21 protein-coding genes are annotated in these 24,729 nt (G+C 60.2%); 3 read left to right on the top strand and 18 right to left on the bottom strand.

All coding sequences use genetic code 11. The annotated features are described in order from the left end of the window. Window positions 1-146 precede the first annotated feature (146 nt). The 15 genes from GXM22_RS05250 to ybaK all read right to left on the bottom strand — a co-directional run bounded on the left by GXM22_RS05250 (window position 147) and on the right by ybaK (window position 18,886). On the bottom strand, window positions 147-1,454 hold the full coding sequence (locus GXM22_RS05250) for a murein hydrolase activator EnvC family protein (RefSeq protein ID WP_099357218.1): 1,308 nt from the start codon (window positions 1,452-1,454) through the stop codon (window positions 147-149). Between the two features lie 18 nt (window positions 1,455-1,472). Beyond that, on the bottom strand, window positions 1,473-2,381 hold the full coding sequence (locus GXM22_RS05245; protein ID WP_005932223.1) for a cell division protein FtsX: 909 nt from the start codon (window positions 2,379-2,381) through the stop codon (window positions 1,473-1,475). Beyond that, window positions 2,378-3,109 carry a cell division ATP-binding protein FtsE gene (ftsE, locus tag GXM22_RS05240; protein WP_082210781.1) on the bottom strand — a complete coding sequence of 244 codons (732 nt, stop codon included), beginning with the start codon at window positions 3,107-3,109 and terminating at the stop codon, window positions 2,378-2,380. Before ftsE ends, GXM22_RS05245 begins: the two co-directional genes overlap by 4 nt. Before the next feature lie 103 nt (window positions 3,110-3,212). Next, a complete protein-coding gene (locus tag GXM22_RS05235; RefSeq protein ID WP_005932217.1) occupies window positions 3,213-4,298 on the bottom strand; it encodes a PucR family transcriptional regulator in 1,086 nt (361 codons plus the stop codon). A gap of 258 nt (window positions 4,299-4,556) precedes the next feature. Then, complete coding sequence (locus tag GXM22_RS05230) at window positions 4,557-5,264, bottom strand: pseudouridine synthase (protein ID WP_005932211.1); 708 nt, start codon at window positions 5,262-5,264, stop codon at window positions 4,557-4,559. Between the two features lie 195 nt (window positions 5,265-5,459). Further along, complete coding sequence (purB, locus tag GXM22_RS05225) at window positions 5,460-6,905, bottom strand: adenylosuccinate lyase (RefSeq protein WP_035393994.1); 1,446 nt, start codon at window positions 6,903-6,905, stop codon at window positions 5,460-5,462. Window positions 6,906-7,045: 140 nt separating this feature from the next. Continuing rightward, entirely contained in the window at window positions 7,046-10,738 is a 3,693-nt protein-coding gene (locus GXM22_RS05220) for a phosphoribosylformylglycinamidine synthase (protein ID WP_147585100.1), read from the bottom strand. A 19-nt stretch (window positions 10,739-10,757) separates the two neighbouring features. Further along, window positions 10,758-12,059, bottom strand: a complete 1,302-nt coding sequence (purD, locus tag GXM22_RS05215; protein WP_005932200.1) for a phosphoribosylamine--glycine ligase — start codon at window positions 12,057-12,059, stop codon at window positions 10,758-10,760. Window positions 12,060-12,174: 115 nt separating this feature from the next. Continuing rightward, complete coding sequence (locus GXM22_RS05210) at window positions 12,175-13,356, bottom strand: phosphoribosylaminoimidazolecarboxamide formyltransferase (protein ID WP_005932199.1); 1,182 nt, start codon at window positions 13,354-13,356, stop codon at window positions 12,175-12,177. A gap of 24 nt (window positions 13,357-13,380) precedes the next feature. Next, window positions 13,381-14,181 (bottom strand): IMP cyclohydrolase, encoded by an 801-nt coding sequence (locus GXM22_RS05205; RefSeq protein ID WP_035393990.1) that lies wholly within the window; start codon window positions 14,179-14,181, stop codon window positions 13,381-13,383. 122 nt (window positions 14,182-14,303) lie between these two features. Then, on the bottom strand, window positions 14,304-14,900 hold the full coding sequence (gene purN, locus GXM22_RS05200; protein ID WP_005932195.1) for a phosphoribosylglycinamide formyltransferase: 597 nt from the start codon (window positions 14,898-14,900) through the stop codon (window positions 14,304-14,306). Further along, window positions 14,894-15,940, bottom strand: a complete 1,047-nt coding sequence (purM, locus tag GXM22_RS05195) for a phosphoribosylformylglycinamidine cyclo-ligase (RefSeq protein WP_005932193.1) — start codon at window positions 15,938-15,940, stop codon at window positions 14,894-14,896. The genes purN and purM overlap by 7 nt, the downstream gene beginning before the upstream one ends. Window positions 15,941-15,944: 4 nt before the next feature. Then, on the bottom strand, window positions 15,945-17,423 hold the full coding sequence (purF, locus tag GXM22_RS05190; RefSeq protein WP_097770595.1) for an amidophosphoribosyltransferase: 1,479 nt from the start codon (window positions 17,421-17,423) through the stop codon (window positions 15,945-15,947). Window positions 17,424-17,432: 9 nt separating this feature from the next. Further along, a complete protein-coding gene (gene purE / locus GXM22_RS05185; RefSeq protein ID WP_005932189.1) occupies window positions 17,433-17,933 on the bottom strand; it encodes a 5-(carboxyamino)imidazole ribonucleotide mutase in 501 nt (166 codons plus the stop codon). Window positions 17,934-18,403: 470 nt separating this feature from the next. Continuing rightward, window positions 18,404-18,886, bottom strand: a complete 483-nt coding sequence (gene ybaK / locus GXM22_RS05180) for a Cys-tRNA(Pro) deacylase (RefSeq protein WP_005932182.1) — start codon at window positions 18,884-18,886, stop codon at window positions 18,404-18,406. 211 nt (window positions 18,887-19,097) lie between these two features. Between ybaK and aroF the strand changes: the two genes are divergently transcribed. The 3 genes from aroF (at window position 19,098) to GXM22_RS05165 (ending at window position 21,744) form a co-directional block, all read left to right on the top strand. Beyond that, window positions 19,098-20,111 carry a 3-deoxy-7-phosphoheptulonate synthase gene (gene aroF, locus GXM22_RS05175; protein WP_035393988.1) on the top strand — a complete coding sequence of 338 codons (1,014 nt, stop codon included), beginning with the start codon at window positions 19,098-19,100 and terminating at the stop codon, window positions 20,109-20,111. A gap of 116 nt (window positions 20,112-20,227) precedes the next feature. Then, complete coding sequence (locus tag GXM22_RS05170; protein ID WP_005932176.1) at window positions 20,228-20,650, top strand: DUF3783 domain-containing protein; 423 nt, start codon at window positions 20,228-20,230, stop codon at window positions 20,648-20,650. Beyond that, entirely contained in the window at window positions 20,647-21,744 is a 1,098-nt protein-coding gene (locus GXM22_RS05165; protein ID WP_099357219.1) for an FAD:protein FMN transferase, read from the top strand. The genes GXM22_RS05170 and GXM22_RS05165 overlap by 4 nt, the downstream gene beginning before the upstream one ends. A 134-nt stretch (window positions 21,745-21,878) precedes the next feature. Here GXM22_RS05165 and GXM22_RS05160 read toward each other — a convergent pair whose 3' ends face one another. The 3 genes from GXM22_RS05160 to GXM22_RS05150 all read right to left on the bottom strand — a co-directional run bounded on the left by GXM22_RS05160 (window position 21,879) and on the right by GXM22_RS05150 (window position 24,720). Continuing rightward, entirely contained in the window at window positions 21,879-22,079 is a 201-nt protein-coding gene (locus GXM22_RS05160; protein WP_005932170.1) for a type II toxin-antitoxin system antitoxin, read from the bottom strand. Then, window positions 22,079-23,074, bottom strand: coding sequence for an SPFH domain-containing protein (locus tag GXM22_RS05155; RefSeq protein WP_005932167.1), 996 nt, complete (start codon window positions 23,072-23,074; stop codon window positions 22,079-22,081). The genes GXM22_RS05160 and GXM22_RS05155 overlap by 1 nt, the downstream gene beginning before the upstream one ends. Before the next feature lie 143 nt (window positions 23,075-23,217). After that, entirely contained in the window at window positions 23,218-24,720 is a 1,503-nt protein-coding gene (locus tag GXM22_RS05150; RefSeq protein WP_005932164.1) for an Ig-like domain-containing protein, read from the bottom strand. Window positions 24,721-24,729 lie beyond the last annotated feature (9 nt).

The following is a 24,729-nucleotide window of genomic DNA, read 5'->3' as shown; positions in this document are numbered from 1 at the left end:
CTCTGTCAGACCAGCAGCATCATAACCACGCTGCCCAGCATGGAAAGTGCAAAGATCCCTGCCAGGATCAGACAGCCCACGCGCAGGATGCGCTTGCGTTTTTCTTCCTTCATAAGCCCTGACGGCCTCCTTTGATACAATGCAGATTATTTCATGGGGATATAACCACGGGGGTTGACGGCATTGGCCTTGGAGCCGCCCTTCCAGACCTCCAGATGGAGATGGTTGCCGGTAGAGTTGCCCGTGCTGCCCACATAACCGATGATCTCACCCTGCTGGACATACTTGCCCGCCGAGGTGGCGACCGACCGCATGTGGCCGTACAGGGTGCTGTACTGGTTGCCATCGGACATTTTGCCGTGGTAAATGATGACATAGTTGCCGTAGCCGCCGCTGGACCAGCCCGCCACCTGCACATAACCGCTGGCGGCTGCATAGATGGGCGTGCCGCCCGGGGCGGCAAAGTCGGTACCGGCGTGGAGCTTGTTGACCCCCGTAACGGGGTTCTTGCGCCAGCCGTACTCACTGGAAATGCGGCTATAGCTCTTGAGCGGGCAGATGAAGCCGGTAAAGCTCAGGGTGGGCTTGGAGGCAGCGGCCGCGGCGATCATCTTCTGGATCTGCTTCTTGACGGCCTCATAGTTCATCTCGTCCGATTCAATGGCGGCCTGCGCGTCCTTCTGGGCCTGCTGCGCCTCGGCAGCGCTCATCTGGGCGGCGGCTACGCTGGAGTTGAGCTCGTTCTGCTTGGCACGCATCTGGCTGTTTTGGGCATCCAGATCTGCCTTTTTGCTTTGCAGCTCGCTGCGCTGGGATTCCAGCGTCAGCTTATCGCTTTCCAGCGCTTCCTTGGCGTTCTTCATGTTGTCCAGAATCTCGGTGTCCTTGATGGAGATGTCCTGCATGACCTCGTTGAAGGTCAGCAGCTCATACAGGTCGTTCACCGCAGACAGCATGGCAACGCTGCCGCCGTCCCGCAGCTCCTGCATGGCGGCCATGTGCTGCTTGAAATCCCCCCACTGGTCGGCGATCTCCGCTTCTTTTTCGGTGATCTGCTGCTCCTTGACGGCGATCTCCTGTTCCTTCAGGCCGATGCTGTTCTGCACCTCGGCGATCTGGCCCTTCAGCACGCTGATCTGGCTCTGGACCACCGTGACCTTTTCCTTCAGCTCCGATTCCAGCGCCTTGGCGGCCTGCTCCTTCTTTTTTGCATTGGACAGTTCCTTTTTGTGCTGTACAATGGACTGGGAGAGCTTATCCAGCTTGTTCTGCAGGCTGGACATGCTGGTAGCCGCCGTGGCCGGGTAGACCGAAACGCTCAGCAGCAGGCAGGCCGCTGCCAGAAACAGGCTGGCGGCGCGCATGGCCCGGCTGTGCCCGGGGGCGGGCTTTGCGTGGGCGGGGGTATACATGAGGTGCAGGCGGAAGCCCGCAGAGTGTTTTGCTTGTTTCACAGAGAAGGCTCCTTTCGCTTACACATTCAGATGCTTGCGGATGGAGAACATGCTGCCCAGCGCACCCACCAGCGCACCACCGGCCAGACTGTACGTCAGGATGGTGGGCCAGACGGCATCCACAGGCACCATGGCGGTGCCCATGAGCAGCTGCCACAACCCGCCCAGCGTGCTGGAGGCCTGCACGATGTAGGCATAGCCGAAGATACCGGCTACCGAGGTGATGGCACCGGAGATCAGGCCCATGGTCAGGCCCTCCACAAAAAAGGGCAGGGTGACAAGGTGGTTGGTCGCGCCCACATACTTCATGATCTCGATCTCACGGCGGCGGGCAAAAACGCTCAGGCGGATGGTGCTGCCCACCGTGATGATGCTGACCGCCATCAGCACCAGGATCACGATCTGGCCCACCTTGGTCACGGCCCGCTGGACCTCCACAAAGGTCTGGGTCATCTCAATGGGGGCGGTAACACTGTACACGCCCGGAATGCTCTGGAAGTTCTGGCTCATGGCCTGCATCTGGCTCAGATCCGCCAGAGAGACACGGTAGTTGGCCTTGAAGGGGTTATCATTTTCAAATTCGTCCAGCAGGACGGCGTAATCCGCCATGTACCCACGGTACTGGTTGAGCACGTCCTCCTTGGACATGTACTGCACCCGGCTCACGCCCGGGGTGGCAGTGATGCGCTCCCCTACCGACTGGATGGTGGCATCGTCGGCTTCGGGGTCCACATAGACCACCATTTCGTTCTGCTGGCCCAGATAGTTCACCATGCTGTCCACATTGACTTCCGCCAGCGTGGCAAAGGTGTTCAGGGTCATACAGACGCTCAGGGAGGCGATGCAAGCAATGGTCATGGCCCAGTGCTTGCCCAGGTTGCGCACGCCGCGCACCACAAGGAAACCGAACGTAGAAGGCTTCATCATACCAGCGACACCTCCATTTCCAGTTCCTTCGGGTCTACGGGCGGGTGGGGGATCATGGAGCCCGTGGGCACATCCGAGATGATGTGTCCGCCGGACAGGGTGACCACGCGGCGGTCAAAGTGACGGACCAGCTCGTGCTCATGGGTGACCACCAGCACAGTGATGCCCATCTCACTGACACGCTCCAGCAGCTCCATCATCTCAAGGCTCAGCTCGGGGTCGATGTTGCCGGTGGGCTCGTCCGCAATCACCAGCTTGGGGGCGTGGGCCAGGGCGCGGGCCACAGCCACACGCTGCTGCTCACCGCCGGAGAGCAGGTCGGGGTAGACCTTTGCCTTGTCCTCCAGGTGGACAAGCTCCAGCATGTAATTCACGCGCTCTTTGATCTGCTTATGCCCGATGTTGGTAACATGCATGGCAAAGGCAATGTTCTCGTAAACGGTCATGGTGGGGATAAGCCGGAAATCCTGAAAGATGATGCCCATCTGACGGCGCAGGTAGGGGATCTTGCGGCGGCGCAGGCGGGCAACATCCTGCCCGTTCACCAGCACGCGGCCCTCGGTGGGGGTCTCCTCGCGCAGGATCAGCTTGAGCAGGGTGGATTTGCCCGCGCCCGAGTGACCCAGCAGAAAAACAAACTCGCCATCATCCACATGGAAGTTGACATCCTCCAGGGCAGGCTTTGCGTTGTGCTTGTACTGCTTTGAAACGTGTTCAAAATCTATCATGCGTTTTCGCTCCCAATAATTTTCTCCAAACCAAAAAGAACCGGCCAGCATCGGTTTCGAGCGGCCGGTTCTGCGCCGACGGCTTTGCGCCGCAAGCGTTTGCTTAATATTTGGCCGGGTTGTTGGACAGGTACTTCTTGACCATCAACGCCACCTTAAAGACGATGGCATCGTCGAACTCACGCAGATCCAGACCGGTCAGTTTTTTGATCTTTTCCAGACGATACACCAGCGTGTTGCGGTGGACAAACAGGCCGCGGCTGGTCTCAGACACATTCAGGTTGTTCTCGAAGAAGCGCTGGATGGTGAACAGGGTCTCCTGATCCAGGCTCTCGATGCTGCCCTGCTTGAACACCTCGCGCAGGAACATCTCGCAGACAGTGGTGGGCAGCTGGTAGATCAGGCGGGCGATGCCAAGGTTGTCGTAGCGGATGATCTGCTTCTCGGTGTCGAACACCTTGCTGACCTCCATGGCGATCTGGGCTTCCTTGAAGGAGGTAGCCAGATCCTTCACGTTGGAGATGGGGGTGCCGATGCCGACCACAGCCTTGATGTAATGCTCGCCGGACAGGGTGTCCACGATGCTGGCAGCCAGCTTCTCCATATCGGTGCGGTCGATGCCCTTGCGGATCTCCTTGACCAGCACGGTGTCGGTCTCGCTGATGTTGAACACAAAGTCCTTCTGCTTGTCCGGGAACAGGCTGCTGACCACATCGTAAGCGGAGATGTCGCCGCCGGAGGTCACGCGCACAATGAACACCACACGGGAAACATCGGTGGCAAAGTGCAGCTCACGGGCCTTGGCGTAGATATCGCCGGGCAGGATGTTGTCCAGCACCACGTTCTTGATGAAGTTGGCTTTGTCGAACTTTTCATCGTGGTACTGCTTGATGCTCTGCAGGCTGATGGAGAGCAGGGCCGCAAACTGGCCCGCAGTCTCGTCCGCGCCTTCCACAAACACGGCATAGTCGTTATGCTTTGCGCTGGAGAACTGCTGATAGGTGTAGCCATCCCGCACAAAGCGGTCACCGGCCGTCAGGCGCTCTGCCATAAAGCCCTCGCGCACCTCTCCGATCAGGTTCAGCTCCGAGCAGGAGATCACAGCGCCGGTCTCATCCACCACACCGACCACACGATCGATGGCATCTTTCATCTGGTAGATCACGCTCTGGAATACTCTATTGGCCATAAATGGATACCCCTTTTCCTCTTTTGTGCAAGCCGCAGGGGCGAGATTGTCGTTTTTAACAATTTCGCCGCTTTACATTATCTATTTTACACAAAAGAATTTACTTTTGCAACATATTTCACCAAAATATTTTTGACTTTCTTGGTGAAATTATCTTTCGGGGGTATTTTCAGGCCCAAAAAGCACTGTTTTGCGTGGTTCTTGTGAATATTTTACCGGCAAAATGTGATGTTTTTTTGAAAATCAGGTGAAAAGCAGTCAGGCTCCGGTGGTAATTGCTGTCACTTCCTCCGCAGAAAGCTCCCGCCACTGCCCCGGTGCAAGGGCCGGGTCCAGCGCAAGCCCGCCGATGGCATCCCGGTGCAGGGCGTTCACGCCCGCGCCGTACACACCGAACATCCGCTTGATCTGGTGGTACACCCCCTGCCTGAGCCTGACTTTCACGGTCAGGCCGTCCGGGGTCAGGGCTTCCACCTCTGCCGGGGAGAGGGCGGTGCCATCCGCCAGCGTCACGCCCTCGGCAAAGCCCCTGCGCATCTCCTCGGTCAGCGGTGTGTCAATGACCACCGTGTAGGTCTTGGAGACATGGCGCTTCGGGGCAAGGATCTCGTGGGCGAAGCCGCCGTCATCCGTCAGCAGAACAAAGCCGGTGCTGGTCTTGTCCAGCCGGCCGACCGGGAACAGCTCCCGCCGGGGGTAGGCATCCCCGATCAGATCCACCACGGTGGTATCCCGCTTGTCGGTGGAAGCGCTCACCACGCCCTCAGGCTTGTTGAGCATCAGGTAGACGAACTGCCGGTAAGCAAGCGGCGCACCGTCCACCGCCACGCTGTCCCCTTCCCTGAGCTGGGTGTCCCCCTTTTTGCACACCGCGCCGTTCACCGTCACCCGTCCCCTGTTCAGCAGGGTCTTTGCCTCGCTCCGGGTGCACTGGGCCGTCTCGGCCAGATATTTGTCTAGTCGCATAGGTTCTCCTTTTCCGGTTATAGCAAAGCTGCGCCCTGCCCAAAGGCGGAGCGCAGCGATAGATTTTGCAGTTCAGTGGACCGGGAGTTTCTCCGAGGACCGTCCGCTGGGGTGGGACCCTGCTGCCGCAGGCAGTAGGGCGGGCGATGGAATGGCCCGAGCCGTGTCCGAGGAGAAAGCTGCCGGGCCACACCCTTAAACGCTCAGAGAAGCGTGCTGTTCCACAGCATCGGGGTTGGCATCAAAGATGGGCTGGAGCACATTTGCAATGAACTCCTCCACCTGCTGGGGTGCACGGCCCACAAAGTTTTCGGGCACCAGACCGGCCACGATCTCCTCCTTGGTCAGGCCAAAGGCGGGGTCAGCGGCAACGCGGTCCACCATATCGTTGGGCAGGCCCTCTTCCTTGACCTGCTTGCCAGCGGCAATGGCGTGCTGGCGCAGGCGCTCGTGGAGCTCCTGACGGTTGCCGCCCTTTTCCACAGCCTGCATCATAATGTTCTCGCTGGCCATGAAGGGCAGCTCTGCCATCAGGCGGCTGTGCACCACTTTGGGGTAGACCACGATGCCGTCGGTGACATTGAGCATGATGTTCAGGATGGCATCGGCAGCCAGGAAGCCCTCGGCCATGGCAACACGCTTGTTGGCGCTGTCGTCCAGAGTGCGCTCAAACCACTGGGTGCCGGTGGTGAAGCTGGGGTTCAGCACATCCACCATCAGGTAGCGGCTCAGGGCGCAGATGCGCTCACACCGCATGGGGTTGCGCTTATAAGGCATGGCGGAGGAACCGATCTGGTTCTTCTCAAAGGGTTCTTCCATCTCCTTGAAGTTGGCCAGCAGGCGCAGGTCGGTGGCAAACTTCATGCAGCTCTGGGCAATGCCTGCCAGAGCGTTCAGGATAAAGGCATCCACCTTGCGGCTGTAGGTCTGGCCGGACACGGGGATCACCGCATCCGGGGCAAAGCCCATCTCCTTGGCAATGGAAGCATCCACAGCGCGGATCTTGTTTGCATCGCCCTTGAACAGCTCCATAAAGGAAGCCTGGGTGCCGGTGGTGCCCTTGACACCGCGCAGCTGCAGGGTGGCAAGACGGTGGTCGATCTCGGCAAGATCCATCACCAGCTCGTTTGCCCACAGGGTGGCACGCTTGCCCACGGTGGTGGGCTGTGCAGGCTGGCAGTGGGTATAGGCCATGCAGGGCATGTCCTTGTACTCCTCAGCAAAGCGGGAGAGCTTTGCCAGCACACCGATCAGCTTTTTGCGGATGAGTTCCAGGCCCTGCCGCATCACGATGATATCGGTGTTATCGCCCACATAGCAGCTAGTGGCACCCAGATGGATGATACCTGCTGCCTTGGGGCACTGCTGGCCGTAAGCGTAAACGTGGCTCATCACATCATGGCGCACCAGCTTCTCGCGCGCAATGGCGACCTCGTAGTTGATGTCGTCCACATGGGCTTCCAGCTCGGCCACCATTTCGGGGGTGATATTGGTCAGGCCCTGCTCCATCTCGGCCCGGGCCAGCGCCACCCACAGGCGGCGCCAGGTGCGGAACTTGTTGTCATCCGAGAAGATGTACTGCATCTCATCGGAAGAATAACGGGTAGAGAAGGGGCTGATATAACGATCATGCTGTGACATTGGTTGTTTCCTCCTGAAAGTAACTCCCCCAGCCGCCTTCCGGCGACAGCCCCCTCGAAGAGGGGGCCTTTCAGCCTCCCTCGGAGAGGGAGGTGGCATCGCGTCAGCGATGACGGAAGGAGTTTTTCTCTATTCTACCATCAAACCTTGAAATAGTCTACGCCGCCCTCAAAGATCGGCTGATATTTATCGCCGGTGACGTTCTTGTACAGGTACTCGCCGCTGCGCTCCGAGTGGCCCATCTTGCCGAACACGCGGCCGTCCGGGCTGGTGATGCCCTCAATGGCCAGCAGAGAGCCGTTGGGGTTGTAGCGCTGATCCATGGTGGGCTCTCCCTCCAGATCAACATACTGGGTAGCCACCTGGCCGTTGGCAACCAGCTGATCCAGCACGTTCTGGGGTGCCACAAAGCGGCCCTCGCCGTGGCTGATGGCGATCTCGTACTCGCTGCCTGCATCGCAGTGGGACAGCCAGGGGCTGCCGGTGGATGCAACGCGGGTGCGCACCAGCATGCTCTGGTGGCGGCCGATGGTGTTGAAGGTCAGGGTCGGGTCATAGGCCGTGATGGGGCGGATATCGCCGTAGGGCACCAGACCCAGCTTGATCAGGGCCTGGAAGCCGTTGCAGATGCCCAGCATCAGGCCGTCGCGGTGCTGCAGCAGGTCGCGGACCGCCTCGGTGACCGCAGGGCTGCGGAAGAAGGAGGCGATGAACTTGGCGCTGCCGTCCGGCTCGTCGCCGCCGGAGAAGCCGCCGGGCAGCATCACGATCTGGCTCTCGCCAATAGCCTTGACCAGTGCCTCGCAGCTGGCGGTAACGTCCGCCGGTGTCAGGTTGCGGATGACCAGGATCTCAGGGTCAGCACCGGCGCGGGCAAAGGCCTTGGCGGTATCGTACTCACAGTTGGTGCCGGGGAACACGGGGATGATCACCTTGGGCTTTGCCACACCGATCTTGGGGGCAGCGGGGGCGTTCAGCTTGCCGTTGATCTTTTCCACGGTGGGGCCTGCCTTGCGGTAGGGGTACACAGGCTCCAGCTTGCTCTCCCAGATTTCCTGCAGCTCTGCCATATCCAGCGTCTCGCCGCAGCTTTCAAAGGTATACTCCCTGGTGGTCTCGCCCAGCAGCTCGCCTGCGGGGGAATCAGAGACCATTTCCAGCACGATGGAGCCGTACATGGGCTCGAACATCCGGTGGGTGGGCATATCAGCGCGCATCTTGAAGCCGATGCGGTTGCCCAGGCCCATCTTGAACAGGGCCTCGGCAATGCCGCCGTAGCCCACGGCGCAGGCAGATGCCACCATGCCCTCTTCGATCATCTGCTCCACGATCTTGTAGTTTGCCTTCAGGGAGAAGAAGTTGGGGCAGCCGGTCTCGGGGTCCAGAATGGGCCGGATGAGGACAACAGTGCTCTCGGGCTTCTTGAACTCGGTGGAAACCACCTTGCTGGCCTTGCCGATGGCAGTGGCAAAGGAGACCAGCGTGGGGGGCACATCCAGCTGTTCAAAGGAGCCGGACATGCTGTCCTTGCCGCCGATGGAGGCAATGCCCAGACCCATCTGGGCATCCAGAGCACCCAGCAGGGCGGCCAGCGGCTTGCCCCAGCGCTCGGGCTTGGTGCCCAGGCGCTCAAAGTACTCCTGGAAAGTCAGGTAGGCATCCTCATAGCGGAAGCCGGAGGCCACCAGTTTGGTGACACTGTCCACCACGGCCATCCGTGCGCCGATATACTGGTTGGCGCTCATCAGGTAGGGGTTGTAGCCCCAGGCCATGCCGGAGCAGGTGTTGGTCTCACCATCCACGGGCAGCTTTGCCACCATGGCGTTCTGGGGGGTCAGCTGGTAAGCACCGCCAAAGGGCATCAGGACGGTGGCGGCACCAATGGTGCTGTCGAACCGCTCAGAAAGGCCCTTCTTGCTGCAGATGTTCAGGTCGCCCACCATGTTCTTCATCTTCTGGCTGAAGGTGATGCCGGCCCACTGGGGCTGCCAGACGGTACCCTGCTCCACATGGACGTTCTGGTGCTTCTCCGCACCGTTGGAGTTCAGGAACTCACGGCTGATGTTGACGATGGACACGCCGTTCCACACCATGTTCAGGCGCTTTTCCTCGGTGACCTTTGCCACGGGGGTCGCCTCAAGGTTTTCCTCGGTGGCAATGGCGATGAACTTGTCCACATCCTCGGGGGCAAGGGTCACAGCCATGCGCTCCTGGCTCTCGCTGATGGCCAGCTCGGTGCCGTCCAGGCCGTCATACTTCTTGGTGACCTTGTTCAGGTCGATATACAGGCCATCGGCCAGCTCGCCGATGGCAACGGAAACGCCGCCCGCACCAAAGTCGTTGCAGCGCTTGATCATCTTGCAGGCATCCTCACGGCGGAACAGGCGCTGGAGCTTGCGCTCGATGGGCGCATTGCCCTTCTGCACCTCGGCACCGCAGTGGTCCAGGCTGCCCAGATTGTGGGCCTTGGAGGAGCCGGTGGCACCGCCGATGCCGTCGCGGCCGGTGCGGCCGCCCAGCAGGACGATGACATCCCCGGGGGCGGGGCACTCGCGGCGGACGTGGGAGGCAGGGGTCGCACCCACCACAGCGCCGATCTCCATTCTCTTTGCCACATAGCCGGGGTGGTAGATCTCATCCACCTGGCCGGTGGCAAGGCCGATCTGGTTGCCGTAGGAGGAGTAACCGGCGGCGGCAGTGGTCACCAGCTTGCGCTGGGGCAGCTTACCGGGCAGGGTCTCGCTGACAGGCTTGAGCGGGTCGCCTGCGCCGGTCACACGCATGGCCTGATAGACATAGCTGCGGCCGGACAGCGGGTCGCGGATGGCACCGCCGATGCAGGTGGCCGCACCGCCGAAGGGCTCGATCTCGGTGGGGTGGTTGTGGGTCTCGTTCTTAAAGAGGAAGAGCCAGTCCTCATCCTTGCCGTTCACATCGCACTTGATCTTGACGGTGCAGGCGTTGATCTCCTCGGATTCGTCCAGATTCTTGAGGATGCCCTGCTTCTTCAGCTCCTTGGCACCGATGGTGGCAAGATCCATCATGCAGCGGGGCTTCTCCTCACGGCCCAGGTCGGCACGCATGGCCATGTAGCGGTCAAACGCTGCCTGCACCACGGCATCGTCGATCTGGACATCATCCAGAATGGTGCCGAAGGTGGTGTGGCGGCAATGATCGGACCAGTAGGTGTCGATCATCTTGATCTCGGTGATGGTGGGGTCGCGGTGCTCAGAGCGGAAGTACTCCTGGCAGAACTTGATATCGCCCAGATCCATGGCCAGGCCCTTTTCGTCGATGAACTTCTTCAGGCCCTCTTCGTCCAGCTCGTTGAAGCCCTCCAGCGTGGCCACAGCGGTGGGCACGGGATACTCCATCTTCAGGGTAGCTTTGGTCTCCAGTGAAGCCTCGCGGGCCTCCACCGGGTTGATAACGTACTTCTTGATCTCTGCCACCTGCTCCTCGGTCAGGGAACCCTCCAGCAGGTAGACACGGGCAGAGCGGACCAGCGGGCGCTCGCCCTGGCTGATGAGCTGGATGCACTCGGCGGCAGAATCGGCGCGCTGGTCGAACTGGCCGGGCAGGTACTCCACAGCAAAGGAAATGCCCTCGAATTCAGGCAGCTCCGCATAGGTGTTGTCCACCGGCGGCTCACTGAACACGGTGGTAGCGCACTGGTTGAACAGTGCCTCGTCGATGCCCTCCACGTCATAGCGGTTCAGCAGGCGCAGGCCGCTCAGGGACTGGATGCCCAGCAGGCTCACCAGCTCATTTTTCAGGCCCTGGGCTTCCACATCAAAGCCAGGCTTCTTTTCTACATAAATACGATAGACCATGGGTGAATCCCCCTCTTTTTTATTGTTCAGCGATTGCTTTCAGCGCTCTCATACCAATATCCGTGCGCTTGTGCAGCTTTTCAAAGCTGATCTTCTCAGCGGCGGCGTATGCCTGCGTGATGGCGGCGGTCAGGCGGGGCGCGGTTGCAGTCACGCCCAGCACGCGGCCGCCGTTGGTGACCAGCGTGCCGTCCTCACGCAGTGCCGTGCCGGAGTGGTAGACTGTGATGTTGCTCTCCCCTTCCAGCTGGCCGTTGGTCAGGCCGGAAATAGGCTTGCCCTTTTCATAGGACACCGGATAGCCGCCGGAGGCCAGAATAACACAGCAGGCCGCGCCCTCGGAGAATTTGACCTCGGTATCGGCCAGTGTGCCCTCGGTGCAGGCAGCCATGATCTTCAGCAGGTCACTCTCCAGCAGGGGCAGCACCACCTGGGTCTCGGGATCGCCGAAGCGGCAATTGTACTCGATGACCTTGGGGCCGTCCGGGGTGAGCATCAGGCCGAAGTACAGGCAGCCCTTGAAGGGGCAGCCCTCGGCGTTCATGGCCTGAATGGTGGGCAGGAAGATCTTTTCCATGCACTCGGCAGCAATGGCCGGGGTGTAGTAGGGGTTGGGGGCCACGGTGCCCATGCCTCCGGTGTTCAGGCCGGTGTCGTGGTCGTTGGCACGCTTGTGGTCCATGCTGGACACCATGGGCTTGACCACCTTGCCGTCGGTAAAGCTCAGCACACTGACCTCAGGGCCGGTGAGGAACTCTTCCACCACCACATGGTTGCCGGAAGCGCCGAACTTTTTGTCCAGCATGATCTCCTTCACGCCGTCGGCGGCCTGTTCCTCGTTCTCGCAGATCAGCACGCCCTTGCCCAGTGCCAGCCCGTCGGCCTTGATGACCACGGGGTACTTGCCCTTTGCCTTGATGTAATCCATGACCTTGGCGGGGTCATCAAAGGTGGCATAATCTGCGGTGGGGATACCGTATTTCTTCATCAGGTCCTTAGAGAACACCTTGGAGGCCTCGATGCGGGCAGCGGCCTTGTCCGGGCCAAAGGCAGGGATGCCCACTGCAGCCAGCGCGTCCACCATACCCAGCGCCAGCGGGTCATCCTGCGCCACAACCACATAATCAAACTTTTCCTCGGCAGCAAAGGCCACCATGGTCTCTACGTCCGTAGCCTTGATGTTCTTGCATTTGGCATCATAGCTGATGCCGCCGTTGCCCGGAGCGCACCAGATCTCGCCACAGTCCGGGCTCTTCTTCAGTGCCTTGATGATGGCGTGCTCGCGGCCGCCGCCGCCGACCACTAAGATTTTTTTCTGCATATTCTATAACCTCCTGATGGGTTATTGCTTTTAGGATATCCTCTGCTCTGTTCAACCTCTCCGTCATCATCGCTAACGCTCGAAGCCCGCGACTGAGAGGTTTAACCCGTCTCTTTTAGTGATGGAACAGCCGGATGCCGCAGAACGCCATGGCAATGCCGTACTTATTGCAGGTGTCAATGACCTGCTGGTCGCGGATAGAGCCGCCGGGCTGGACAATGGCGGTCACGCCGGAGCGGCGGGCACGCTCGATGTTGTCGCCAAAGGGGAAGAAGGCATCGGAACCCAGGCAGACACCGGTAACATGGCTCAGGTACTCTTTCTTTTCCTCCGCGGTCAGGGGTGCGGGCTGCTCGGTGAAGGTCTCGGCCCAGACATCGTCGCCGATGACATCCTCGGGGGTGTCACCGATATACACATCAATGGCATTGTCGCGGTTGGGCTTGGCGACATCGTCACGGAAAGGCAGATTCAGCACCTTGTCCATGTGGCGCAGCTGCCAGTTGTCGGCCTTCTGGCCTGCCAGACGGGTGCAGTGGATGCGGCTCTGCTGGCCGGCACCCACGCCGATGGTCTGGCCGCCTGCGGTGTAGCAGACACTGTTGGACTGGGTGTATTTCAGGGTGATAAGGGCAATGATCAGGTCCCGCTTCTGCTCCTCGGTCACGCTCTTGTTCTCGGTGACCCAGTTGGTCAGCATGGTGTCAGCGTTGATGGTCAGCTCGTTGCGGCCCTGCTCAAAGGTGATGCCGTACACCTGCTTGTGCTCCACAGGGGCGGGCTTGTAGTCGGGGTCAATGGCCACCACATTGTAGTTGCCCTTTTTCTTACCGGCCAAAATGGTCAGAGCCTCCGGCTCATAACCGGGGGCAATGATGCCGTCAGAGACCTCATGCTGGATGAGCTTTGCGGTGGGCACATCGCAGACATCGGAGAGGGCGATCCAGTCGCCAAAGGAGGACATACGGTCAGCACCGCGGGCACGGGCGTAAGCGCAGGCCAGCGGAGAGAGCTCAAAGTCCGGGGCAATGTGGTACATCCTGCGCTCCACATCGGTCAGGGGCAGGCCCAGGGCGGCACCCGCCGGGGACACATGCTTGAAGGAAGCGGCGGCGGGCAGGCCGCAGGCCGCCTTCAGCTCCTTGACCAGCTGGATGGAGTTGAGGGCATCCAGAAAATTGATGTAGCCGGGCTTGCCGTTCAGCACAGTCACGGGCAGGTCGGAGCCATCTTCCATATAGATGCGGCTGGGCTTCTGGTTGGGGTTGCAGCCGTACTTCAGTGCGAGTTCGTTCATTGATGCATCCTCCTTAAGTCTTCGTTATTCCGCTTCGGCATCGAGTTTTGCCAGCAGCTCCAGCTCCTCGGGCAGCAGTTCAGGCTCCTCGGGGTCGTCCAGATCGCTGTTGACAGCATCGTATTTGTTGAAGATCATATCGCCGGTCTCACCGCTGTCCAGGTCGATGACGCGGGCAAACAGGCTGACCTTGTTGTCGGGGTTCAGGTTCTGCCACAGGCCATGGGCAAAATCGCCGATGGTGCGGGGGCAGGCAAAGCGCAGGGGCTCGCCCTCAAAGCTGGGGATGGGGTTTCCGTTGTGCTTGTAGGTGCTGATGAAATGGCCCTCACCGGCCACAGGCTGGGGGTAATCAAAGAAATAGCGCTGGACGCTGTCGCCGTTGCCGTCGGCAGATTTCAGGATGCTCATCTGGTAGCTGCCATCAGCGTACACCACAGCGGAGATGCGGGGGGTGTAGTTGGGGCCGTCCGGCTCAAAGGTGCGGGTGCGCAGGGCATCGGCAAAGCTCTTGCCCTGACTCATCAGGTCAAAAATGGTATCGGTCTGGTCGCCGTTGGTCACGATGTGGGTCTTGCCCAGGGTCAGCACGGGGTTATAGATGATGAGGCTGGGGTCCTCCAGCTTGTCGGGGTCTGCAGCCATGGTGCAGATGCCGCCGCGCTCGGGCACGGGGTCGAACACGCGGTTGCGGCTGTTCTCACTGCGGCCCATGATAAAGTAGCCGATGAACATCTGGCGGCCATCGGGGGCCATCGCCACAGCAATGCCGCGGCCGGGATACTCGTTGGAGGCCAGATAATCGTTCAGGTTGATCTTTTCCATGTCAAATTCTCCTATTACGGAACTCCCCCAGTCGCCTACGGCGACAGCCCCCTCGGAGAGGGAGCCTCAAGCCTCCCTCCTTGAGGGAGGTGGCACACCGTCAGGCGTGACGGAAGGAGTTTTTACTCGATCTCGCCGCTGCACACCATGGCAACTGCCTTGGGCAGCAGCTTCCACTCGGCCTGTTCCATCACCCGCTTCTGCAGCACCTCGGGGGTGTCGCCGGGCAGGATCTCCACTGCCTTCTGCAGCAGAATGGGGCCGCCGTCGCACTCCTCGTTGACAAAGTGGACGGTGGCACCGGTCACCTTGCAGCCCCGGGCCAGAGCAGCCTGATGGGGGCGCAGGCCGTACATGCCGGGCCCGCAGAAGGACGGGATGAGCGCCGGGTGAACATTCAGGATGCGGCGGGGATAGGCTTCAATGACACTGGGGCCCAGCACGGAAAGGAACCCGGCCAGCACCACCAGATCGATGTTGTGGCTTTTCAGCGTTTCCAGCAGGGCTGCGTCAAAGGCCTCACTGTTCTCGTAATCCTTGCGGCGGACCACAACACCCTCCACACCGGCCTTTGCGGCCCGCTCCAGCGCGTAGACACCGGGCTTGGAGGCCACGACCAGCGTGATTTTCCCGTTGGGGTTCTCGCCCCGGGCTTCGCTGTCCAGCAGGGCCTGCAGATTGGTGCCGCCGCCGGAAACCAACACAGCTACGTTCAGCACAGTTCCACACCGTCCCCTTCAGCGATGACACCCAGCTTGTAAGCCTCGGGCTCGCCGTTGGCGTGGAGGATCTCCAGCGCCTTGTCGGCCTGTGCGGCAGGAACGGTGAGCACCATGCCCACGCCCATGTTGAAGGTGTTGAACATATCGTGCTCGGAGATGTGGCCGGTCTCCTGCATCAGGTGGAAGAGGGCAGGAATGCGGACATCCTCCTTCTTGATGCGGGCGCAGCAGCCCTTTTTCAGGCTGCGGGGGATGTTCTCATAGAAGCCGCCGCCGGTGATGTGGGAGATGCCCTTGACATCCACCTCTTCCAGCACCTTCAGCACCGGCTTGACGTAGATCTTGGTGGGAGCCAGCAGGGCATCGCCCAGGGTCTTGCCGCCCAGCTCGGCGGGGGTGGTGTGCAGAACATCGGGATCGTTATCAATATCAAAGATCTTGCGCACCAGCGAGAAACCGTTGGAATGAACACCGGTGGAGGGCAGAGCGAGGATGACATCGCCAGCCTGCATGGTCTCGTTGCTCAGGATCTTTTCCTTGTCCACAACGCCCACGGTGAAACCGGCCAGATCGTACTCATCCTCCGGCATCATGCCCGGGTGCTCGGCAGTCTCACCGCCCACCAGAGAGCAATCAGCCTGCACGCAGCCCTCGGCCACGCCCTTGACGATCTCGGCGATCTTCTCAGGGATGTTGCGGCCGCAGGCGATGTAATCCAGGAACACCAGCGGCTTTGCACCGGCGCAGATCACATCGTTGACGCACATGGCAACGCAGTCGATGCCAATGGTGTCGTGCTTGTTCATGATCATGGCGATCTTCAGCTTGGTGCCCACGCCGTCCGTGCCGGAGATCAGAACAGGGTGCTTGTAGCCGGTGCAGTCCAGCTCAAACAGGCCGCCAAAGCCGCCCAGACCGCCAATGCAGTGCTCGTTCATGGTGCGGGCAACATACTGCTTCATCAGTTCAACGGAGCGGTAACCGGCGGTGATATCCACACCGGCAGCTGCGTAACTCTCAGAATAGCTCTTTTCCATCTTCTTACTCTCCTAACTTTTTCTCGTTTTTGGGACGGTCGTTCAGGTGGCGTTCATGGATATCGGTGGAAAGCACCTCTTCCGGCCTCACGGCATACTCGCCGGTAAAGCAGGCGGTGCAGAAACCGCATTTTGCGTTCTTGGCCAGCTGCACCACATGCTCGGTGGACAGGTAGCCCAGGGTATCGGCCCCGATGATCTCATTGATCTGCTCCACATTGCGGCCCGTGGCCACCAGCAGCTTCTGGTCGGGGATGTCGGTGCCGAAGTAGCAGGGGTATTTGAACGGGGGGGCCGAGACCCGGAAGTGAACTTCCTTTGCACCGGCATCCCGCAGCAGCTTGATGATGCGGGCGGAGGTGGTGCCGCGCACGATGGAGTCATCCACCAGCACGACCCGCTTGCCCTTGACGGTGCTGGACACCACATTCAGCTTGATGCGCACGCTGTTTTCGCGCTGCTTCTGGCTGCCCTGGATAAAGGTGCGGCCGATGTATTTATTCTTGATGAAGCCGATGCCGTAGGGGATGCCGCTCTCCTGTGAGTAGCCGAGCGCCGCATCCAGACCGGAATCCGGCACGCCGATGACCACATCGGCCTCCACAGGGTGCTCCTGTGCCAGGAACCGGCCTGCCTGCTTGCGGGCCTCATGCACCGAGCTGCCCTCGATGATACTGTCCGGGCGGGAGAAATAGATGAACTCGAACACGCACATCTGGGTGTCCGGGCGGCCGCAGTGATCCTTGATGCTCCGCAGCTCACCGGTCTTGGTGTCGGCAATGACGATCTCGCCGGGCTCCACGTCCCGCAGCAGGGTCGCGCCCGCAGCATCCAGCGCACAGCTCTCGCTGGCAAAGACGTAGCCGCCGCCGGGCAGGGTGCCGATGCACAGAGGGCGGTAGCCCCGGGGATCCCGGACCGCAATGAGCTTGGTGGCAGACATGATCACCAGACTGTATGCACCCTCCAGCACATCCATCGTCTTGCTGATGGCAGTCTCAATGCTGCCCATCCGCAGGCGGTTGCGGGTGATGAGGTAGCAGATGACCTCGGTATCGGAGGAGCCGTGGAAGATGGCACCCTCGTTCTCCAGCTGACGGCGCAGCTCCAGGGCATTGGTCAGGTTGCCGTTGTGGCACAGGGCCATGGTGCCCCGGCCATGCCGGACGATCATGGGCTGGGCGTTGGCCCGCACCCGGCTGCCGGCCGTGGCATAGCGGACATGGCCCGTTGCCATGTGGGCCGTGGGGGTGGAAAGACTGCCCAGCACGGCAGGGGTGAACACCTCGTTCACCAGGCCGAGGTCGCGGTGGCCCTGGATGACACCGTCATCGTTGACCGCAATGCCGCAGCTCTCCTGCCCGCGGTGCTGCAGTGCATACAGGGCAGAATAGGCGGCAGCGGCCACGTCCTCGGTGCCCGCCCGGTCGTAAATGCCAAAAACGCCGCATTCCTCGTGCAGCGGATATGCAAAATCAGACATTGGTTCTCCTTACAACTCTTTCAGTTCGTTCTGCAGCTTTTCTTCCTTGGCTGCGATCTGCTGTGCCATGCTCACCCGCTCGGCCTCCAGCTTCCCGGCCAGTGTGTCATCGCTCAGGGCCAGGATCTCGGCAGCCAGCCAGGCGGCGTTCTTGGCCCCGTTCAGGGCCACGGTAGCCACCGGGATGCCGCTGGGCATCTGGACCGTGGCCAGCAGCGCGTCCAGACCGTCCATCGCGCCGCCCTTCATCGGGATACCGATGACAGGCAGGGTGGTGTTGGCGGCAAAGGCACCGGCCAGATGGGCCGCCATGCCCGCCGCGCACAGGATCACACCAAAGCCGTTGGCCCGGGCATTTTTGGCAAAATCCGCGGCCTCGGCAGGGGTGCGGTGGGCCGAAAGAATGTGTGCCTCAAAGGGGATGTCCAGCGCCTTCAGCTGGGCACAGGCCCCCTTTACCACCGGCCAATCACTGTCCGAGCCCATGATCACTGCAACTTTCCGAATCATATCCGAACCTCTCTTTCTCCGTCTGCAAAACAAAAAAAAGCTGTGGTACACCTGCACCACGGCCTTTATTTCTGCGTATGCTCTCCCAGCGCTTTGCACAAAGCTGCACGATGCCCCTGAACAGCACGAATGGTGTTCTGTTCTGTGAAGCCCGACAGCATCTTCATCTTTGAAGTTCCCCTTTTGCTCTGCGCTTTTTCAGGCGGCACCCGGCATCCGCCGGGGTACCGTCCCTGTACTACATACAGTTTACGGCAAAAATTCCACTTTGCAAAGGCCCTTGGGGCAATTTCTCCCTTGTGTTCTCCCGCGTCAAAAAACTTTCAAAAGTTTTGTGCAGTTTCGACACCGTATTTCTTTTTAAGTATGACTTTTTTAGAAAATATAATAAAGTAAGTTTTATCTCACTGGGACAGGCCCCGCTCTGTACAGCCTCTCCGTCATTGCATTGGCAGTAAGGGCGTTTTACCTTAGAAGATGATCTTCGCTGTTGCTGCCCTTGCTGCCCGGATGAGGTCGGCGGGTGCGCAGCACACCTGCGTACCAATGCGGCCGCCGGAGACATAGACCTTTTCCTGAGCCAGCACGCTTTCATCAAACACGGTGGTGTACTGCTTTTTCATACCCACCGGGCTGCAGCCGCCGCGCACATAGCCGGTGACCTTATTGATATCGGCCACATGGATCATGGCTACGCTTTTTTCGCCCACGCTGCGGGCAGCGGCCTTCAGGTCAAGCTCTGCCGCCACCGGAATGACGAACACAAAGTAGTTTTTGCTGCTGCCCTGGGTCACCAGCGTCTTATATACGCAAGCCGGGTCCTCCCCCATGCTGGCGGCCACGGTCACGCCGTCCACCGCCACGCCCTCCTCGTGGGCATATTCGTGGGCTGTATAGGGCACCTTGGCCCGTTCCAGGATGCGCATGGCATTCGTTTTTGCTTCTTTTCCCATTGATGATCGCTCCTTGTAAACTCCTTACCCTCTCAGGCTGCCCCTATTCTACCACTTTCTTTCCTAAATTTCAAAATTTCTCTTGACTTCAGTTCCCTGAAGTGTTATCATAGGCCCATGCTTCAGGAAACTGAACTTCACGAAAATAAATCACGGCAATGGAGCCGGTCTCCTGTGCCGTTTGTGTGAGAAGGATAAGGAGACGACCACCATGATCATTGTACTGAAACAGGATGCCCCTGACGCACAGGTCCGCGAGTTCTGCCACGAGCTGCAGGATATGGGGCTGCAGATCAACGACTCCAAGGGCAGCGACACCCACATTCTGGGCCTGATCGGCGACACCAAGGCCATTGCCGAGAGCTGGGTGCTGGCCAACCCCGTGGTCGAGACCTGCCGCCGCGTGTCTGAGCCTTACAAGAAAGCCAACCGCAAGTTCCACCCCGACGACAGCGTGATCGATGTCAACGGCGTGAAGATCGGCGGCGGCAACTTCGCCGTCATTGCAGGCCCCTGCAGCATCGAGAGCGAGGAGCAGATCACCTACTGCGCCCAGCGCGTCAAGGATGCAGGCGCTTCCCTGCTGCGCGGCGGCGCGTTCAAGCCCCGCACTTCCCCCTACTCCTTCCAGGGAATGCGGAGCGAGGGCCTGGACCTGCTCAAGCTGGCCCGCCGCGCCACCGGCTCCCCCATCGTCACCGAGATCATGAACACCGAGCACCTGCCCCTGTTCGAGAATGTAGACCTCATCCAGGTGGGTGCCCGCAATATGCAGAACTTTGAGCTGCTCAAGGCCGTGGGCCGCCAGAAAAAACCCGTGCTGCTCAAACGCGGCCTGGCCAACACGCTGGAAGAATTTGTGATGAGCGCCGAGTACATCATGGCCGAGGGCAACGAAAACGTTATCCTCTGCGAGCGCGGCATCCGCACCTTTGAGACCAGTATGCGCAACACCCTGGACCTGGCCGGTGTGGTCATGCTCCACAAAATGACCCACCTGCCCGTTGTGGTGGACCCCAGCCACGCCTGCGGCCACGCCTGGATGGTGCCCCAGCTGGCCAAGGCCGCTGTGGCCGCCGGTGCCGACGGTCTGATGATCGAAGTGCACAACAACCCCGCCAAGGCCAAGTGCGATGGTGCCCAGAGCCTGACCCCCGACCAGTTCGATGAACTGATGGGCTTTATCACCAAAGAAGTCGAGTTCTTTGGCAAGAAGATGAACTGAGAATGGAACGACCCTCTCGGCACGCGGCAGCGTGACTGAGGGGGTTGTTTTCTTTTGTCATCAAATATGGTATACTATGGTGTATTTTGAATTCACCCTTGAAACGAGGTATTTCTATGAAAGCTCACATTGCACGCAACCAGAATGCCGGCATCCCGCTGGCACTGGGCTGGAACCTTTCTGCCGCCGACCGGGGCATCCTGGAGGGGATGGCCCCCGCTTTCGGGATGAAGCTGCAGCTGGTCTCCCCTGCCGATGCAGGCAGGACCGTGGCCCAGCTGCTGGGCGAGGTGGAGGTCAAGACCACCCGCACCCTGGTGCTGGAGCCGGGTGCTTATCCCCCGGCGCTGGTGCTGGCCAACTTCAAGGATAAGGATGTGGACACCCTGCTCGACCTGATGAAGCAGGCACAGGTGAACATCCCCCTCAAGGCCGTTGTGACCCCCACCAGCAAGAGCTGGGTGTTCGGTGACCTGCTGGCACATCTGCAGGAAGAGCACACCGCCTTTACCGCCGCAAAGGAGACCGCCAAAGCATGATGACCAAGCGTATTTTTTCTGCCCTGCTGGCGGCTGCGCTCAGCCTGAGCCTGCTGGCTGGCTGCGGCAGCACCTCCGGCTCCACCGCCTCCAGCGCCGCCGATGGCCCGCAGCGCTACTCCACCGTGTTCTATGATGTGTTCGACACCGTGACGCAGGTCATCGCCTACTGCGACAACGAGGAAGAGTTCACAGCCCAGATGGACGCACTCCACGCCGACCTTGTGGAGTACAACCAGCTCTATGATATTTATAATGATTACGATGGCCTGACCAACATCAAGACCATCAACGACAATGCGGGCACTGCCCCGGTGACAGTGGATGACAAGATCCTCGGGATGCTGGAGCTGGCCCAGACCATGTACGACACCACTGGCGGCAAGCTGAACATTGCGCTGGGCAGTGTGCTGAACATCTGGCACAACTACCGCGAGGCTGCACTGGCCGATGACAACGACAGCAACAATCAGCTGCCCACGCAGGAAGAGCTGGATGCCGCCGCACAGCACTGCGATATCGCCAACCTCATCATTGATGAAGATGCCAAAACGGTCTATCTGGCCGACCCAGCCATGTCGCTGGACGTGGGCAGCGTGGGCAAGGGCTACGCCGTGGAGCAGGCCGCACAGGCCGCCGAAGCCCGGGGCCTGACCAGTGCCCTCATCAGCGTGGGCGGCAACCTGCGGGCCATCGGCACCAAGCCGGACGGCTCCCAGTGGGTAGGCGGCGTGGAAAACCCGTGGAACTCCTCCGAGGTCTACACCAACGGCAGCTCCACTGTAGCCGCCGTCAAGATGAGTGACCTTTCCCTCGTGACCAGCGGCGACTACCAGCGCTACTACGTTGTGGACGGTGTGCGCTACCACCACCTCATCGACCCCGCCACCCTCTGGCCCGCCGCCTACTTTGACGGCGTGAGCGTGCTGGCTCCGGACTCCGGTGTGGCCGACTGCCTGACCACCGGCCTGTTCTGCCTGCCTCTGGAAGAGGGTAAGCAGCTCGTGGAATCGCTGGACGGCGTGGAAGCCCTCTGGTGCACCACCGATGGCGAAGTGGTCACCTCCAGCGGGTGGAGCGAGCATACGAATTAAACCTCTCAGTCTCGCATACGCTCGCCAGCTCCCCTAGTAGGGGAGCCCTTGGCAGTACGGGCAAGTTTTCCCTTCAAATTTGATCCTATGCAAAAATGGCTCGACGCTATACAGAACGTCGAGCCATTTATTTTTTACTTGATATCCAGTTCGGGCGGCACGTCGATCTGGTCAGAGACGTACTTGCCGTTCTTTTTGCGCTGACGCACACACTCAGTGAGCAGATACTCGATCTGCCCGTTCACCGAGCGGAAGTCATCCTCAGCCCATGCGGCAAGGGCATCGTAGAGCTTCGCATTCAGGCGCAGGGGGATCTGCTTTTTCGGCTCTGCCATCAGTACAGGCTGCCGCTGTTCACAATGGGCTGCGCGTCACGGTTGCCGCAGAGCACCACCAGCAGGTTGGAGACCATTGCCGCTTTGCGCTCATCGTCCAGTTCCACCACTTTGTTCTCACTCAGGCGATCCAGCGCCATCTCCACCATGCCCACGGCACCGTCCACGATCATCTTACGGGCATCAATGATGGCGCTTGCCTGCTGACGCTGCAGCATGACCGCCGCGATCTCGGGGGCGTAGGCCAGATAAGTGATGCGGGCTTCGATGATCTCGATCCCGGCGGCGGTGACGTTCTTCTGGATCTCGCCCTGGATGCGCTTTGCCACCACTTCCGAGGAGCCGCGCAGGCTGCCCTCATCGGCCACACCATCGCCGGTGGTGTCCACGTTGGGGGCTACATCGTAGGGGTAGATGCGCACCACGTTGCGCAGGGCGCTGTCACACTGCAGGGACAGGTACTCTTTGTAGTTGTCTACATTGAACACGGCCTTGGCGGTGTCGGTCACCCGCCAGATGACCGCAATGCCGATCTCCACCGGGTTGCCCAGGCAATCGTTGATTTTCTGGCGGGAGTTGTTCAGGGTCATCACCTTCAGGGAGATCTTCTTGCCGTCCTTCTCACGGTCAGCCTGCACCACAGGGCGCTGCTGAACATCACCGCTCTGGCTCAGGACCGTGCCCGCAGCCGGGTTGACGGCAGTGCAGAAGGGATTGACCCAGTAGAAGCCCTCCCCCTTCAGGGTGCCGATGTAATCACCGAACAGGGTCAGCACCAGCGCTTCCTCGGGCTTGAGGACTTTCAGGCCCGCGAACAGGAAAATACCGATGATGGCATAGATGACAGCGATCGCCAGCGGGATAAACCCCAGGAAGGTAGTATACAGCATTACAAAACCGATGCCGCCCACCACAACCGCAGCCACATAACCCAGCAGGGTCAGCAGAAGCATGGTCATGCCGTTCTTCTTGGTCTGTAAGATCTTCTCTTCCATAAAATGGCCCTCCTTTACAGGGTTCTGAAGTTTCTTTCTGATATCAAAATCATATCACATTGTATTTTGATTGTCAAGAACTTCCGATAAACACAAAACCTCCCACTCGAATGAGCGGGAGGTTTTATTACGCACAGTTATAATTACCAGAACCAATACCGTTTCTTGACGGCGATATACACGATCAGGCAGACCACGGTCAGCGCGCCGGCGGCGATGAAGAAGGTCCAGTTGATATTGGTGAAGCGCAGATTCTGGTTGGTCAGCAGGTAGCTGCCAGCCATATCGGCGGTGATGGTGCCATCCTTGTAGCTGTTCAGGAACTGCCACTTTTCGCTGGCAGTGTTGTGCAGATACAGGCGGCTGTAAGCGGCGTTCTCACCGGTCAGGGTGATCTGCACCACGCAGGGCAGCGCGCCGCTTTCGCCCAGCTGGAAACTCAGGCCGTTTTCATCGGGGGCAAAGGTCAGGGCGGTGCTGAACCCGCCCTGGGTGCTCTTGATGCTGGTGCCATCGATCCGCAGGGTATAATCCTCGCCCAGCACGATCAGGCTGCGGCCCGTGGTGCGCAGGGCGCTCAGGATCTCGCCGGTGATGGCAGGCACGTCGCTCTGATAGAGGGACACTTCCTCCCCTGCGGCGTTCTGGATGGCGGCAACAGTGGCATCGGTGGTGACGTTGTCCTCGGTGCCCTCACCGCTGGTATCGCTGCTGCTGCCGGAGGTGGAGGCGGTGCGGTTGACGATGACCGTGACTGAGGTGGAGGCGGTGCCGTTGGAGACCACCACGGAGGTGGCACCCGTGGCAACGCCGGTGATGACACCGGAACTGCTGACGGTGGCAATGCTCTTGTCCTGGCTCTTGAAGGTCAGGCTCTGGCTGGCGGAGGCGGGCGACACCTTGCCGGTGATGGTCTTGGAGGAGCCCGGCTTGAGCACCACATAGTTGGTGTTCAGGGAGATGGACTGGCTGGAGACGGTGCTGGTGTTGGCCGCAACCACCGTAACGGTGGCCGTGCAGCTCACGTTGCCGTCCGTGGCGGTGATGGTGGCCTTGCCGGGGGCAACGCCGGTCACCTTGCCAAAGTTGTTGACGGTGGCCACCTTCTCATTGGAAGAGCTCAGGCTGACGTTGATATAGTTGGCCGCCGAGGTGGGCAGCACCGCCAGCGAAAGGCTGGTGGTCTCGCCCACGGCAATGGTGCTGGATGCAAGGGTGATATCCATTTCGGTGGCGATCATGCTGGCATCCGGCTGGGGGGTGATGGTATAGGTGCAGCTCACCCCGCCGCAGGTGGCGGTGATGTTGGCCGTACCCAGGCCCACAGCCTGCGCCACGCCCTCACTGTCCACTGAGACAACATTGGGGTTATCAGAGACATAGGTCACGCCGTTCTTGCTGGCGGCATTGGCGGGGGTGGTCACCGGGGAGAGCTGCTGGGCCGTGCCCGCCAGCGGGGCGGCATCGTAGCTGCCGGTCTCGATGCTCTCGGCGGTAACTTTATCCCAGGGAAAGCTCACCTTGGGCAGCGTGAGGGCCAGCGGCGTGGTAACAGGGCCGGCAGCCGACGCAGGCAGGGCGGCGGCACAGGCCAGCACACCCAGCAGAGCCGCGCTGGCGGCCAGCTGTTTCGGGTTCAGTTTCATTCTTTCGTA

It is taken from the genome of Faecalibacterium duncaniae (assembly GCF_010509575.1).
Lineage (GTDB): Bacteria > Bacillota > Clostridia > Oscillospirales > Ruminococcaceae > Faecalibacterium > Faecalibacterium duncaniae.
The sequence above is the reverse complement of the archived record's forward strand: the minus strand, read 5'-3'. Positions and strand labels throughout refer to the sequence as shown.

What these genes read in the sequence shown, in the direction of transcription:
- GXM22_RS05245 (WP_005932223.1), bottom strand. Translation starts at nt 2,381, where the DNA reads ATGATGAAGCCTTCTACGTTCGGTTTCCTTGTGGTGCGCGGCGTGCGC.
- ftsE (WP_082210781.1), bottom strand. Translation starts at nt 3,109, where the DNA reads ATGATAGATTTTGAACACGTTTCAAAGCAGTACAAGCACAACGCAAAG.
- GXM22_RS05235 (WP_005932217.1), bottom strand. Translation starts at nt 4,298, where the DNA reads ATGGCCAATAGAGTATTCCAGAGCGTGATCTACCAGATGAAAGATGCC.
- GXM22_RS05230 (WP_005932211.1), bottom strand. Translation starts at nt 5,264, where the DNA reads ATGCGACTAGACAAATATCTGGCCGAGACGGCCCAGTGCACCCGGAGC.
- purB (WP_035393994.1), bottom strand. Translation starts at nt 6,905, where the DNA reads ATGTCACAGCATGATCGTTATATCAGCCCCTTCTCTACCCGTTATTCT.
- GXM22_RS05220 (WP_147585100.1), bottom strand. Translation starts at nt 10,738, where the DNA reads ATGGTCTATCGTATTTATGTAGAAAAGAAGCCTGGCTTTGATGTGGAA.
- purD (WP_005932200.1), bottom strand. Translation starts at nt 12,059, where the DNA reads ATGCAGAAAAAAATCTTAGTGGTCGGCGGCGGCGGCCGCGAGCACGCC.
- GXM22_RS05210 (WP_005932199.1), bottom strand. Translation starts at nt 13,356, where the DNA reads ATGAACGAACTCGCACTGAAGTACGGCTGCAACCCCAACCAGAAGCCC.
- GXM22_RS05205 (WP_035393990.1), bottom strand. Translation starts at nt 14,181, where the DNA reads ATGGAAAAGATCAACCTGAACGATTATCTGGCCTCCAACGAGTATCCC.
- purM (WP_005932193.1), bottom strand. Translation starts at nt 15,940, where the DNA reads ATGGAAAAGAGCTATTCTGAGAGTTACGCAGCTGCCGGTGTGGATATC.
- purF (WP_097770595.1), bottom strand. Translation starts at nt 17,423, where the DNA reads ATGTCTGATTTTGCATATCCGCTGCACGAGGAATGCGGCGTTTTTGGC.
- purE (WP_005932189.1), bottom strand. Translation starts at nt 17,933, where the DNA reads ATGATTCGGAAAGTTGCAGTGATCATGGGCTCGGACAGTGATTGGCCG.
- ybaK (WP_005932182.1), bottom strand. Translation starts at nt 18,886, where the DNA reads ATGGGAAAAGAAGCAAAAACGAATGCCATGCGCATCCTGGAACGGGCC.
- aroF (WP_035393988.1), top strand. Translation starts at nt 19,098, where the DNA reads ATGATCATTGTACTGAAACAGGATGCCCCTGACGCACAGGTCCGCGAG.
- GXM22_RS05170 (WP_005932176.1), top strand. Translation starts at nt 20,228, where the DNA reads ATGAAAGCTCACATTGCACGCAACCAGAATGCCGGCATCCCGCTGGCA.
- GXM22_RS05165 (WP_099357219.1), top strand. Translation starts at nt 20,647, where the DNA reads ATGATGACCAAGCGTATTTTTTCTGCCCTGCTGGCGGCTGCGCTCAGC.
- GXM22_RS05160 (WP_005932170.1), bottom strand. Translation starts at nt 22,079, where the DNA reads ATGGCAGAGCCGAAAAAGCAGATCCCCCTGCGCCTGAATGCGAAGCTC.
- GXM22_RS05155 (WP_005932167.1), bottom strand. Translation starts at nt 23,074, where the DNA reads ATGGAAGAGAAGATCTTACAGACCAAGAAGAACGGCATGACCATGCTT.
- GXM22_RS05150 (WP_005932164.1), bottom strand. Translation starts at nt 24,720, where the DNA reads ATGAAACTGAACCCGAAACAGCTGGCCGCCAGCGCGGCTCTGCTGGGT.